Source organism: Kitasatospora sp. NPDC114501 (genome assembly GCF_055633695.1).
Map to the genome: position 1 here is coordinate 25,165 of NZ_JBVKDS010000015.1, position 13,788 is coordinate 38,952.

The window sequence follows — 13,788 nt, forward strand, 5'->3', positions numbered from 1 at the left end:
ACAAGGTGTCCAGGACGGACGCCACTTCCTGCGGGTTTGCTCCTACCTGTCCCTGTGCACCTTCGATTGATCCGGTTAGGCTGGCTGGCGTCGTCGGGTGGCTTGCAGGACGAACGTGACGTCCTACCCGCTGGGAGGACGTTTCATGCGTGCATGAGCCTTTCAGTCGGATGGTGCGGCAGGATTGCGGTGACCCGTCGGTGTACATCCACACACCACCGAGTCACGCAACGGCGCGCGACAGGAGCCAAGAAGTCATGCAGACCAAGCTGGACGCAGCCAAGGCCGAACTGCTCAAGAAGGCAGCCGCAGCCGCTGAGAACAGCCAGGTGGGGGGAGCGGCGCCGGGGGAGGGTCTGAGCAACGGTGCTCTGACCGCGTACCTGCACCACTACTACCTCCACACCGCGCCCGAGGACCTGGTCGACCGCGACCCGGTCGACGTCTACGGCGCGGCCGCCTCCCACTACCGCCTGGGGCTCAAGCGCCCGCAGGGCACCGCCGAGGTGCGGGTCCACACCCCCTCGGTCGAGGAGAACGGCTGGTCCTGCGGCCACACGGTCGTCGAGATCGTCACCGACGACATGTCCTTCCTGGTCGACTCCGTCACCAACGAGCTGTCCCGCCAGGACCGCGGCATCCACGTCGTGATCCACCCCCAGCTGGTCGTCCGCCGCGACATCACCGGCAAGCTGCTGGAGATCCTGGACGTCGACGCCTGCTCCCGCAGCCAGGCCGCCGGCACCGAGTGGCCGGCCGACGCGACCGTCGAGTCGTGGATGCACATCGAGATCGACCGCGAGACCGACCGCGACGACCTGCGCGCCATCGAGTCCGACCTGCGCCGCGTGCTCGGCGACGTCCGCGAGGTCGTCGAGGACTGGGGCAAGATGCGCGAGAGCGCCCTGCGCCTGGCCGACGAGCTGGCCGAGCAGCCCCCGGCCGGCCTGCCCGAGCAGGAGGTCGGCGAGGCCTGGGAGCTGATGCGCTGGCTCGCCGACGACCACTTCACCTTCCTCGGCTACCGCGAGTACGACCTGGTCGAGCACGAGGGCGAGGAGGTCCTCAAGGCCGTCGCCGGGACCGGCCTCGGCATCCTGCGCTCCGACCCGCACAGCCACGACGACCGCCACCACGCGGTCAGCGAAGCCTTCGGCCGGCTCTCCGCGCCGGTGCGCGCCAAGGCCCACGAGAAGAAGCTGCTCGTCCTCACCAAGGCCAACAGCCGTGCCACCGTGCACCGCCCGGCCTACCTGGACTACGTCGGCGTGAAGAAGTTCGACGCCAACGGCGAGCCGGTCGGCGAGCGCCGCTTCCTCGGCCTGTTCTCCTCCGCCGCCTACACCGAGTCGGTCACCCGCATCCCGGTGGTGCGCCGCAAGGTCCAGGAGGTGCTGGAGGAGTCCGGCTTCTCCAGCGAGAGCCACGACGGCCGCGACCTGCTCCAGATCATGGAGACCTTCCCGCGGGACGAGATCTTCCAGACCCCGGCCTCCGAGCTGCTCTCCATCGCGACGAGCGTGCTCTACCTCCAGGAGCGCCGCAAGCTGCGGCTGTTCCTGCGCCAGGACGAGTACGGGCGCTACTTCTCGGCGTTCATCTACCTGCCGCGCGACCGCTACACCACGCGCATCCGGCTGCTGATCACCGACATCCTCAAGGAGGAGCTGAACGGCGCCACCATCGACTACACGGTGTACGCCACCGAGTCGGTGCTGACCCGTCTGCACTTCGTGGTCCGGGTCGCCCCGGGCACCGAGCTGCCGCAGCTCACCGAGACGGACATCGAGCGGATCGAGAACCGCCTGGCCGAGGCCGCCCGGTTCTGGATGGACGGCTTCCACGACCAGCTGCACACCGAGCTGGGCGAGGAGAAGGCCGCCGAGCTCGGCCACAAGTACGCCAACGCCTTCCCCGACGGCTACCGCGCCGACTTCCCGCCGCGCACCGCCGTCGCCGACATCAAGCAGATCGAGGCGCTGCACGGCGAGGGCGACTTCCGGCTGAACCTGTACCAGCCGGTCGGCGCCGGCGACGACGAGCGCCGCTTCAAGATCTACCGGGTCGGCGGCCCGATCTCGCTCACCGAGGTCCTGCCGGTGCTCCAGCGCCTGGGCGTCGAGGTGCTGGACGAGCACCCGTACGCGCTGCGCCGCTCCGACGGCACCACCGCGTGGGTCTACGACTTCGGCCTGAAGCTGCGCGAGGCCACCGAGCTCACCGACGAGGCCCGCGAGCGCTTCCAGGAGACCTTCGCCGCCACCTGGACCGGCCGGGCCGAGAACGACGGCTTCAACGAGCTGGTCCTCACCGCCGGGCTGACCTGGCGCCAGGCGATGATGCTGCGCGCGTACGCCAAGTACCTGCGCCAGGCGGGCTCCACGTTCTCCCAGGACTACATGGAGGACGCGCTCCGCAACAACACCCACACCACCCGGCTGCTGGTCAACCTGTTCGAGGCCCGGCTGAGCCCGAGCCACCGTTCGGGCGCCCTGGAGCTGACCGAGGGCATCCTGGAGGAGCTGGCCGGCGCCCTCGACGAGGTCGTCTCGCTGGACGAGGACCGCATCCTGCGCTCCTTCCTGAACCTCATCAAGGCCACCCTGCGGACCAACTTCTTCCAGCGCTCCGGCTCCGGCGAGTGGCACTCCTACGTGTCGATGAAGTTCGACCCGAAGGCCATCCCGGACCTGCCGGCCCCGCGCCCGGCGTTCGAGATCTGGGTCTACTCGCCGCAGGTCGAGGGCGTCCACCTGCGCTTCGGCAAGGTCGCCCGCGGCGGTCTGCGCTGGTCCGACCGGCGCGAGGACTTCCGCACCGAGATCCTGGGCCTGGTCAAGGCGCAGATGGTCAAGAACACCGTCATCGTCCCGGTCGGCGCCAAGGGCGGCTTCGTCGCCAAGCAGCTGCCGGACCCGGCGGTCGACCGCGACGCCTGGCTGGCCGAGGGCGTCTCCTCGTACAAGACCTTCATCTCGGCGCTGCTCGACATCACCGACAACCTGGTCGGCGGCGAGGTCGTGCACCCGGCCGACGTGGTCCGCCACGACGAGGACGACACCTACCTGGTCGTCGCCGCCGACAAGGGCACCGCGACCTTCTCGGACATCGCCAACGGCGTCGCCGAGTCCTACGGCTTCTGGCTGGGCGACGCGTTCGCCTCCGGCGGCTCGGCCGGCTACGACCACAAGGGCATGGGCATCACCGCCCGCGGCGCCTGGGAGTCGGTCAAGCGCAACTTCCGCGAGCTCGGCGTCGACACCCAGACCGAGGACTTCACCGTCATCGGCATCGGCGACATGTCCGGCGACGTCTTCGGCAACGGCATGCTGCTCAGTGAGCACATCCGCCTGGTCGCCGCCTTCGACCACCGCCACATCTTCCTCGACCCGAACCCGGACGCGGCCACCTCGTACGCCGAGCGCCGCCGCCTGTTCGAGCTGCCGCGCAGCTCCTGGGACGACTACGACAAGTCGCTGATCTCGGCCGGCGGCGGGGTGCACCCCCGGTCGGCGAAGTCGATCCAGCTGACCCCGCAGGTCCGGGCCGCCCTCGGCGTCGAGGAGACCCGGCTGACCCCGGCCGAGCTGATGAAGGCGATCCTCCAGGCGCCCGTCGACCTGTTCTGGAACGGCGGCATCGGCACCTACGTCAAGGCCTCCACCGAGACCAACGCCGAGGTCGGGGACAAGTCCAACGACGCCATCCGGGTCAACGGCGAGCAGGTCCGGGCCCGGGTCATCGGCGAGGGCGGCAACCTCGGCTGCACCCAGCTCGGCCGCATCGAGTACGCGGCCACCGGCGGCCCGGAGGGCGCCGGCGGCTGGATCGACACCGACGCGATCGACAACTCGGCCGGCGTGGACACCTCGGACCACGAGGTCAACATCAAGATCCTGCTCAACCAGGTCGTCGCCGAGGGCGACATGACGGTCAAGCAGCGCAACGCCCTGCTGGCCGAGATGACCGACGAGGTCGGCCACCTGGTGCTGCGCAACAACTACGCGCAGAACGTGGTGCTGGCCAACGCCGTCGCCCAGGCGCACAGCATGGTCAACGTGCACGCCCGGATGATCAGCCGCTTCGAGTCGGCCGGCCAGTTGGACCGGGGGCTGGAGTTCCTGCCCACCGAGCGCCAGATCCGTGAGCGCCAGCAGGGCGGCCGCGGCCTCTCGCAGCCCGAGATGTCCGTCCTGCTCGCGTACACCAAGATCATCCTGGCCGAGGAGCTGCTGGCCACCGAGCTGCCGGACGACCCGTTCTTCCGCACCGCGCTGCACGAGTACTTCCCGAGCGCGCTGCGGGCGAGGTTCGCCGACGCCATCGACAACCACGCGCTGCGCCGCGAGATCATCACCACGCTGATCGTCAACGACACGATCAACCGCGGTGGCTGCACCTTCGCCTTCCGCCTGAAGGAGGAGACCGGCGCGACCTACGAGGAGATCGCCCGGACGCACACCGCCGCGCGGGCCGTCTTCGACCTGGAGCCGATCTGGGCCGAGATCGAGGGCCTGGACAACAAGGTCCCGGCCCGGGTGCAGACCAAGATGCGCCTGCACTCGCGGCGCCTGGTCGAGCGCGCCACCCGGTGGATGCTCAACAACCGCCGCCAGCCGCTCGACATCGCCGGCACCATCGAGTTCTTCCACGACCGCGTCAACCAGGTCTGGGCCTCGCTGCCCAAGCCGCTGCGCGGCGAGGACCTCACCTGGTTCGAGTCGGTGTACGACGAGCTCGCCGCGGCCGGGGTGCCGGAGGAGCTGGCCACCCGGATCGCCGGCCTCTCCTCGGTCTTCCCGACCCTGGACATCGTCGAGGTCGCGGACCGCTCCGGCAAGGACGTCGCCGAGGTCGCCGACCTCTACTACGACCTGGGCGACCGGCTCCAGATCTCGCACCTGCTCGACCGCATCATCGAGCTGCCCCGCACCGACCGCTGGTCGTCGATGGCCCGGGCCGCGATCCGCGAGGACCTCTTCGCGGCGCACGCGGCGCTGACCGCCGACATCCTGGCCTGCGGCCCCGAGGCGGCCACCCCGGAGGAGCGGTACACCGCCTGGGCCGAGCTCAACTCGACCCTGCTGAACCGCGCCAAGAGCACCCTCGACGACATAAGGGGTTCGGACAACTACGAGCTGTCCAGCCTCTCGGTCGCGATGCGCGTCATCCGCACCCTGCTGCGCACCGGTTCGATGCGCTGACGGACGGCCGTACCGGAAGGGGCCCGCGTCTTCGGACGCGGGCCCCTTCCGCGTTCCGGGACACCGCCCGGATTCCGGAGCGTGACGGCCGGATCACTCTGCGCGTGAACCGGGTCGGGCCCGGGATGTGTCCCTGCGGTTAACGCGGCATCACAAACTCCGCCAATTACCGCCGGAGTTCCCGGCGGGTCGCGGAATTTCGCCCCAACTGCCCTTTTTGGCAGCTGTTCTGACCTGGCATGAGTTGCAGTAGGCTGACTCCGCGATAGGCGTCGCCGCAGGTCTCATGCCGCAAAGCACTTCGATGTGATGTGACATCAGGTGCCTTTCGGGGAGGTTCGGGCCGCCAGTCCCATTCGCGCTTCGGGGCCCGGACCGGCTCCACGCGATGCCACCTGAAGAGAGTTTCATGACGTCATTTGTGCAGGAACCCTTTTTCTGGGTCTTCATCGTGGTGATGCTCGTGGCCGTCGGAGCGGCCCTCCAAGCACGCAGAACGAACCTCGCCCTGCGGCGGCGCAACGCCGCCCTGGAGGAGGAGAGCGCCCTGGCACAGCGGCAGCGCGACGAGGTCGCCGCGCTGCACGACCGCTCGCAGGCGCAGCACGCGTCCGAACTGACCGCCGTCCGCCGGGACGCCGAGGAGGACACCAAGGCCGTCCTCAAGGCGGCGATGCGGACGCTGCAGGGCCTGGCCGACGAGCAGCAGGTCGTCATCGACAAGGTGCAGCGGAAGTACGGCGACAGCCCGCAGATCCTCGCCGACCTGATGACGATCGACCACACCAACAGCCAGTTCGGCCGGCGCGCCCAGGGCATCGCGGTGCTCTGCGGCGGCTGGCTGGGCCGCCGCGAGAGCGTCGCCTCGGTCTACGACGTGGCCCGCAGCGCCCAGGGCCGGATCCGGCACTTCGACCGGGTGCGGATCCACTCCCGGGTCAGCGTCTCGCTCGCCAGCAAGGTCGTCGAGCCGGTCGCCGTCGTGCTGTCCGAGCTGCTCGCCAACGCGACCAACTACTCCGCCCCGGACACCCCGGTGGAGGTCAGCGTCCAGGCCGTCCCCACCGGCGTCTGCCTGATCATCGACGACGCCGGCCTCGGCATGGGCCAGGAGGAGAAGGACCGCGCGGCGCTGCTCCTCAACCCGGGCGCGCCGATCAGCCTCACCAGCCTGGGCAACCCCCCGAAGTTCGGCTTCGCGGTCTCCGGCATGCTGGCCGCCCGCTACGGCTTCCGGGTCTCCGTCGACTCGGTCTCCCCGTACGGGGGCGTGCGGGCCGTGGTGCTGCTGCCGGCCGAGCTGCTCAGCAGCGAGGTCGCCGCCCCGCCCGTCGCCGAGCGCACCGACTACCAGCCCGCGCCGGTGGAGCAGCCCGCGCAGGCCTGGGCGCCCGCCGCCGGCCAGCGGCTGGTGTCGCTGTCCGAGCCGGCCGCGCCGCTGGCCCCGGTGCCGGCGCCGCAGCCGGCGGCCCCGGCGGCACCGGAGACCACCGCGGACGGACTGCTGCCCCGGCGGCGCCGCCAGCGCCCCGTGTCGGTCGTCCCCGCCCCGCAGGACCCCGTCCGGGTCGAGGAACCGGTGCGGAGCACCGGCCAGCACACGCCGTCCCGCCTCGGCGCGTTCCAGCGCGGCACGCTGTCCGGGCGCAACACCATGACCACGGAAGGAACCGAGATCCAGTGAGCCGCGATCTTTCCTGGGTGCTCAACGACGTACTCCAGGTACCGGGCGCCCGGCACGCTATCCTCGTCTCCGCCGACGGCCTCCTGCTCGAGCGGTCCAGCGAGATCGGCCGCGACGAGGCGGAGACCAACGCCGCCGCGATGAGCTCCATGCAGTCGCTGAGCCGCGCGGTCGCCCCGTTCGTCGGCGGAGGCGGCGGGACCTGGCGCCAGACCCTCCTGGAGTACGACCACGGCTGGATCTTCCTGATCGCGGCCGGCAGCGGCGCGTACCTGGCCGCCTCCACCGCCCCCGACGTCGACATGGAGGCGATGTCCTTCCGGATGCAGCAGCAGGTGGGCGCACTGGGCCGGGCGATGTCGGCGGCGCCGCGCCAGAGCACACTCAGCGGCTCATGACGGCCGGCGGCGAGGAACAACGGGTCACCGGCGGCTTCATCCGCTCCTACGTCATCACCGGTGGACGCGAGTTACCGAATGCGGACGACCTGTCTCTGATCACCCTGGTCACCGTCGCGCCCGAGCAGGGCCTGCCCGTCCTGCCGAGCCCGGAGACCCGGGCGATCTGGGAGCTGTGCTCCGGCGGCTACCTCTCGGTGGCCGAGGTCGCGGCACGGCTGGAGCTTCCGGTGGGGGTCGTGAGGCTGCTGCTGACGGACCTGATCCGGGAGGGACGGCTGCTGCGCCGGTCGGCCCCGCCTCCGGCCCAGGCTCCGGACCCGAGACTTCTAGAGAAGGTACTGCATGGACTTCAACGCCGGTTCGCCTGAGGACATCTACGTCCCGGGCGCGGTGACGACCGCCGTCAAGATCCTGGTCGTGGGGCACTTCGCGGTCGGCAAGACGACGCTCATCGGGGCCCTCTCGGAGATCGCCCCGCTGAGCACCGAGGAGAGCATGACGCAGGCGTCCGTCCGCGTCGACGACCTCCGCGGCGTACCGGACAAGAAGACCACGACCGTCGCCCTGGACTTCGGCCGGCTGACGCTCGGCGACGACCTGGTGCTGTACCTGTTCGGCACCCCGGGGCAGCAGCGGTTCATGCAGCTCTGGGAGGACATGGCGAGGGGTGCGCTGGGAGCGCTGCTGCTGGCCGACCCCACCCGCCTCGCGGACACCTTCCCGGTCATCGACCTGATCGAGCAGTACGGCCTGGAGTACGCGGTGGCGGTCAACAGCTTCGACCGGCAGAGCGACTACACCGAGGACCAGCTGCGCGAGGCGCTCGACCTGCTGCCGCACACCCCGGTGGTGTTCTGCGACGCGCGGGACCAGCGCTCCTCGGCCAACGCCCTGCTGACGCTCGTCCGGCACCTGCTCGACCGCGCCTCCTGACCTCCCACGCCTTCCTCCCCCCACGCCTCCGCCCCCCGCCTCCCGGGTCCGCATCCGCCCGGGGCCACCTCCAAGGAACGACCCATGGAATCTCTGCCGCGACCCGTCCCGTCGCCCCCGCCGGGCTGCCCGATGCACGCCGGCGTGAGCACCCCGCTCTACGGGGAGATGTTCTCGGCCGACCCCGGCGCGGTCTACGACAAGCTGCGCGTCCACGGCCCCGCCGCGCCGGTGGAGTTGGCCCCCGGGGTGGACGCCACCCTGGTCACCTCGCACGAGGCCGCGCTGCGGGTGCTGCAGAACCCGGGGATGTTCGCCCGGGACTCGCGGCGCTGGGCGGCGCTGAACGAGGGCCGGGTGCCGATGGACAGCCCCGTCCTGCCGATGATGTTCTACCGGCCCAACTGCCTCTTCACGGACGGCGCCGAGCACCTGCGGCTGCGCAAGGCCGTCACCGAGAGCCTGGAGCGGCTCAACGACAGCCGGCTCAACCGGCACGTCGAGCGGATAGCCGGCTACCTGATAGACCAGTTCAGCCCGCTGGGCCGGGCAGACCTGCTCAACGACTACGCCAAGCTGCTGCCGCTGCTGCTGTTCAACCAGCTGTTCGGCTGCCCGGCCGACATCGGCGACCGGCTGACCCGCAGCATGTCCGCGCTCTTCGACGGCCTCGACGTGATCCAGGCCAACGAGGAGCTGACCTCCTGCCTGATGGACCTGGTCGCGCTGAAGCGCCGCCAGCCCGGCGACGACATCACCTCCTGGCTCATCCAGCACCCGGCAGGCCTGCGCGACGAGGAGCTCAAGGACCAGCTGGTCATGCTGATGGGCGCCGGCGTCGAGCCCGAGCGCAACCTGATCGGCAACGCGCTGCTCCTGCTGCTCTCCGGCGAGGGCGGCGCCGGGCTGCGCATCGAGGACGCCCTCGACGAGGTGCTGTGGAACAACCCGCCGATCGCCAACTACGCGACGCACTACCCGATGCAGGACCTCAACCTGGGCGGCGTCCCGATGGACGCCGGCAGCCCCGTGGTGATCAGCTTCGCCGCCGCGAACAGTGACCCGGCGCTGACCGACGCCCGGCTGACCCTCAGCAAGGGCGCCCACCTGGCCTGGGGTGCCGGCCCGCACGCCTGCCCGGCCAAGTCCCCGGCCCAGCTGATCGCCCTGAGCGCGATCGAGTGCCTGCTCAACGCGCTGCCGGACGTCACGCTCGCGGTGCCCGCGGAGAGCGTGGAGTGGCGGCCCGGCCCGTTCCAGCGCGGCCTGGTCTCGCTGCCGGTGCGGTTCAGCCCGGCGCCCGCCCGGACCACCGGGCCGGCCGCGGGGGCGGACGCCGCACCGGCCCCGTCGGCGGCGCCGGCCGGCTCCGAGCCGGCGCAGGCGTACCCGCAGGCCACCGCCCCGGCGGCGGGCCGGGCTCCGCAGAAGAAGGGGTGGTGGAGCTCCTTCCTGGACGTCTTCCGGCTCTGAGGCGTCCTCGGGCCCCGGGGAGTTCCGGGTCCGGGCTCCGGGGGCCCAGGGTCGGGGCCGGCCGGGGCCCGGGCTCCGGTCGGGGCGTCATCGGAGGTGCCGTCAAGGATCCTACGGTCACCGCGAGGTGAACGGCGTGCGACGGCGGTGCAGTACGTGACGGGGGCAACACGGATCGACGCTTGAGCGCGCTGGTGCTGGGTAGTACGCCGCCGTACTGCCCGCCCGCGCGTTAAGGAGCCCCGTGTGACCGCTGTGTTGGAAGCCCGCCCCGCGCCGGAGCGACCAGACGGGAGGGCCGACCGCCGCGCCGCCGTGCCGCTGCTGCGGAGGCTGCGGTCACCCGAGGGGCTCGCCGACCCGAGCCCGGTCTACGACGAGCTGCGGGCGCTGGGCGACCTCGTCCCGGCGCCCTGGGGCGGCTACCTGGTCACCGGATACGAGGCGTGCGACCAGGTCCTGCGCGGCAGGAACTGGCTCGTCCCCGACTTCGCCTGGCAGGAGCGGCAGACCGGCACGGAGCGCTGGGAGGCCGTCGCCACCCAGGAGATGAGCCGGACCCTCTCGCGGCTCAACGCCCCCGAGCACACCCGGCAACGGCGCAGCCTCGGGAGCCTCTTCGACCGCAACACCCTCCGGGACATGGCGCCGGACATCGAGGCCGACGCCGCCGGGCTGCTCGACCAGCTCGCCGAGCGAATACGGACGGACGGCGAGGCGGACTTCGCCGCCGTGGTCAGCGAGCAGTTGCCGATCGGCACCGTCGGGCGCTGGCTGGGCATCTCGCCCGTGGACTACCCGCACATCCTGACGATGACCCACAACCAGGTGCACGCCCAGGAACTGCTGCCCACCAAGAGCCAGCTGGCGATCTCCGAGCAGGCCACCACGGAGCTGCGCCGGTACTTCACCCGCCTCGTCCAGGAGCGCCGCGAGCGGGACGGCGACGACGTGATCGCCGGCTGGATCCGCACCTGGGACGCGCTGGAGTCCGACCGCGAGGCCACCGACCGGATGGTCTACCAGCTCACCATGTTCGTCACCATCGCCTCGCTGGAGACCACGGCGACGATGCTCTCCTCGATGGTGTGGCAGCTGCTGCGCTCGCCGGGGAAGTGGGAGTGGCTGCGGGAGCGGCCGGAGCACATCGACGGGGTGATCGACGAGGCGCTGCGCTACGACCCGCCGATCCGCGTCAACAGCCGCATCGCGGGCGAGGACACCGAGCTGGCCGGGGTGTTCCTCGCCAAGGACACCATGGTCCACGTGATGTACGGCGCGGCCAACCGCGATCCGCGTCGCAACCCGGACCCGCACACCTTCGACCCGCTGCGCCGGGGCACCCACCTCACCTTCGGCGGCGGCGCCCACTACTGCCTCGGCGCGGGCCTGGCCCGGCTGGAGGCGCGCGCCCTGCTCGGCCAGCTGCTGGAGCGCTTCCCGACGCTGCGGGCGGTGAGCCCGCCCGAGCACGCGCCCCGGATGGTCTTCCACCGGGTGACGTCCCTGAGAGTCGCCGCATGAGCGTCTCCCCGCAGGCTCCCCAGTACCACCCGTACGCGATGCAACCCCCGTACGTCGCGCACCCCTCGGCGCCCGCCGACTGGTACCCGTCCGTCCCGCAGCCCGGCGCGGCCCCCGGGCCCGTTGCCTTCGAGCCCGCGCCGGCCCCCGAGCCCGAGCCCGCGCCGGCCCGTACCGTCCGCTCCGAGCTCCGGGGCGCGGTGCTCCACGTCGAGCTGGCCAGCCCGGAGACCGGGAACGCCGTCACCCTGGCGATGCTGGACGAACTCCTCGCCGTCCTCGCCGTACCCGACCCGGCCGTGCGCGTGATCGTGCTGTCCGCGGCCGGCCGGGACTTCTGCCTCGGCGGCGATCGCGACGAACTGTTCGCGGGCCTGGACGAGGACCCGACCGGCGGCCGGATCCGGACGTACGGGGACAAGGCGCGCCGGGTCTGCGACGCCCTCACCAACAGCCCCGCCGTCACCGTCGCCCGGGTCCAGGGCCGGGCGACCGGCGCCGGTTTCGCCCTGGCGCTCGCCTGCGACCTGCGGGTCGGCGCCGACAACGCCGTCTTCCGGCTGCCCGAGCTGGCCCTGGGCCTGCCGGTCGCCTGGGGCGGTCTGCTGCCCCGGCTGCTCAACGAGGTCGGCCCGGCCCGGGTCCGGGAGATCATCCTCACCGGCCGCCCGGTCGGCGCGGTGGAGGCGCGGGAGCTGGCCATCCTTCAGCGGGTCGTCGCCGAGGAGGACCTGGACGGGGCGGTGGCCGAGTGGGCCAGGCCCGTCACCCGCCGCCCCGAGGCGGCCCTGCGGGTCACCAAGACGCTGCTCGCCTCCCACGCGTCGGCGACCCGGCTGGCCGACGCCTCCGTGCTGGACTCCGAGCTGATGGCCTCCGTCCTCGCCGCTGCCCACTACGCCCGCGGCCTCGCCACCCAGCACCCGGTCGACTGACCGGCGGTGCGGAGGAGGGGCGCCCGTGCCCCTCCTCCGCACGCGCGCGGAAACCGGTTGTGGATCGTGGTCGCACCCTCGGTACGGTGACCTTCGAACGATCAAGTGGGGGTACGGCATGGGGAGCGATCGAGCCTCGGTCCGCGCGGTGGGCGTGGGCATCTCGGTGGTACTGCTGGTCGCCGGAGCGGCGGCCTGCTCGTCCGACGACGAGAAGGACGCGGCGAAGGCGGCCCCGGCCGCCACCGGCGCGTCCGCGTCCGCGACCGCCCCGAAGGGCCCGGAGGCCTTCGCGGCCGCCGGGTACCGGGGGCTGAAGCCCGGGATGGCCAAGGACGCCGGGCTGGCCACCGACGCCCTGGAGAGCGCGCCGGTCTCGCTGCTCGGCGGCTGCACGGACTTCGTCTACAAGGGCGGCCCGGCGCCGGACCAGGCCCGGATGGCAGCCGAGGCGGCCACCGAGGCCCGCTACAAGGACCTGAACGCCCAGGCCGACGCGGCCTCGGGCAGGGGGCCCGCCCCGGGCGGCGGCACCCTGCCGCCGAACGCCTCCGCCAAGGACGCGGCGGCCGCCGCCGCGGGGTCGGCCGCCTCCGCCAAGGACTCGGCCGCCGCCGCGAAGACGATCGCGGACGCGACGATGGCGCTGGTCGACCTGCGCGTGGCGCAGGAGGCCAAGGACAAGGCGTACCTGGCCACCGGCCGGGTCTCCTTCGCCGCGACGGGCCTGCGCGAGCTTGCAGCCCCGGCGGAGGCGAGGACGGCCGAGGGCGTCGGCGCCGGCTCCACCGTGGAGGCACTCCAGCAGGCGTACGGCGCCAAGGGCCTCCAGCTCGACAAGAGCGGCAGGTACGTGATGCCGGTCGAGGGTCAGCAGGGCTGGCAGTACGAGTTCACCGTGGACGGCGGCAAGGTCACCGGGATGGCCGTGGTGAACCGCGACGTCAAGTGCGCGTGACGGCCTGACGATTCGGCAGGGGCAGCCCGCGCAGGGCCGCGCGGGCGAGGGCGACGCCGCCGGGGGTGGCGGGCGCTCCGCTGCCGACGGCGACCGTTCTCGTGCCCAGGCCCGCGCAGGCGCGGCAGATGCCGGGCCGGGGCACCGGGTCGTGGCAGCGGCCGCACTCGGCATGGGGCGGGGGTGGGGCTACGGGGCGTTCCGGCGGCAGCTTGCGCTGGAGGCGGTCCCGGAGGATCGCCGCCGGGGAGTGCATCGGCTGTGGCAGTCCGGGGAGTAGAGCGTGCGCCAACTCGGCCTCGCCGCACCCCCGTTCCAGCCACTGCGCGACGAGCGGCGCCAGCGTCCGCGCCTCGGCCTCGCCGAGGCGCAGGCGCGGCTCGGGCCGGATCACCCGGAACAGGGTGGCCACGGCCGCCCGCGTCCGTTCATCCGGGAGGGTGGGTTCTTGCTCCGGGTTCTTTACGGGAGGGGTGACAGCGCCGCCGGTCCCTCCTCCACCGGAATCCGGACGGGGGACAGCCGGTGCGCGGTGCGGGGTGTCGAAGACGTGGGCCTCGGAGCGGACCGTCCCGTCGGCCATCCGGACGGTGTCGACCCGGTAGTACCCGGCGTCCTTCAGCTCCTTGAGCGCCCGCCGCACGGCGCCCCGCCCCTGCGGACTGCTGTCCGCCAT

10 protein-coding genes are annotated in these 13,788 nt (G+C 72.1%); 9 read left to right on the plus strand and 1 reads right to left on the minus strand.

Annotated elements, in window-relative coordinates; genetic code table 11:
- Positions 1–257: 257 nt before the first annotated feature.
- From ACZ7RU_RS26345 to ACZ7RU_RS26385, 9 genes are all read left to right on the plus strand, one after another.
- Complete coding sequence (locus ACZ7RU_RS26345; protein ID WP_470343441.1) at positions 258–5,204, plus strand: NAD-glutamate dehydrogenase; 4,947 nt, start codon at positions 258–260, stop codon at positions 5,202–5,204.
- A 409-nt stretch (positions 5,205–5,613) separates the two neighbouring features.
- The gene (locus ACZ7RU_RS26350) at positions 5,614–6,888 is read left to right on the plus strand and encodes a histidine kinase (RefSeq protein ID WP_470343442.1); all 1,275 of its coding nucleotides are present in this window, start codon (positions 5,614–5,616) and stop codon (positions 6,886–6,888) included.
- The gene (locus ACZ7RU_RS26355) at positions 6,885–7,286 is read left to right on the plus strand and encodes a roadblock/LC7 domain-containing protein (RefSeq protein WP_470343443.1); all 402 of its coding nucleotides are present in this window, start codon (positions 6,885–6,887) and stop codon (positions 7,284–7,286) included. The genes ACZ7RU_RS26350 and ACZ7RU_RS26355 overlap by 4 nt, the downstream gene beginning before the upstream one ends.
- A complete protein-coding gene (locus tag ACZ7RU_RS26360) occupies positions 7,283–7,657 on the plus strand; it encodes a DUF742 domain-containing protein (protein WP_401118032.1) in 375 nt (124 codons plus the stop codon). Before ACZ7RU_RS26355 ends, ACZ7RU_RS26360 begins: the two co-directional genes overlap by 4 nt.
- Positions 7,632–8,222: a GTP-binding protein gene (locus ACZ7RU_RS26365; protein ID WP_387756854.1), complete on the plus strand. Its 591-nt coding sequence runs from the start codon at positions 7,632–7,634 to the stop codon at positions 8,220–8,222. The genes ACZ7RU_RS26360 and ACZ7RU_RS26365 overlap by 26 nt, the downstream gene beginning before the upstream one ends.
- Positions 8,223–8,306: 84 nt before the next feature.
- A complete protein-coding gene (locus ACZ7RU_RS26370; protein ID WP_470343444.1) occupies positions 8,307–9,695 on the plus strand; it encodes a cytochrome P450 family protein in 1,389 nt (462 codons plus the stop codon).
- 333 nt (positions 9,696–10,028) lie between these two features.
- Positions 10,029–11,219, plus strand: coding sequence for a cytochrome P450 (locus tag ACZ7RU_RS26375; RefSeq protein ID WP_470343634.1), 1,191 nt, complete (start codon positions 10,029–10,031; stop codon positions 11,217–11,219).
- Entirely contained in the window at positions 11,216–12,154 is a 939-nt protein-coding gene (locus tag ACZ7RU_RS26380) for an enoyl-CoA hydratase/isomerase family protein (RefSeq protein ID WP_470343445.1), read from the plus strand. The genes ACZ7RU_RS26375 and ACZ7RU_RS26380 overlap by 4 nt, the downstream gene beginning before the upstream one ends.
- Positions 12,155–12,272: 118 nt before the next feature.
- Positions 12,273–13,112 carry a hypothetical protein gene (locus ACZ7RU_RS26385; RefSeq protein WP_470343446.1) on the plus strand — a complete coding sequence of 280 codons (840 nt, stop codon included), beginning with the start codon at positions 12,273–12,275 and terminating at the stop codon, positions 13,110–13,112.
- Here the strand turns inward: ACZ7RU_RS26385 and ACZ7RU_RS26390 are convergent.
- Positions 13,099–13,788 (minus strand): hypothetical protein, encoded by a 690-nt coding sequence (locus tag ACZ7RU_RS26390; protein ID WP_470343447.1) that lies wholly within the window; start codon positions 13,786–13,788, stop codon positions 13,099–13,101. The genes ACZ7RU_RS26385 and ACZ7RU_RS26390 overlap by 14 nt on opposite strands.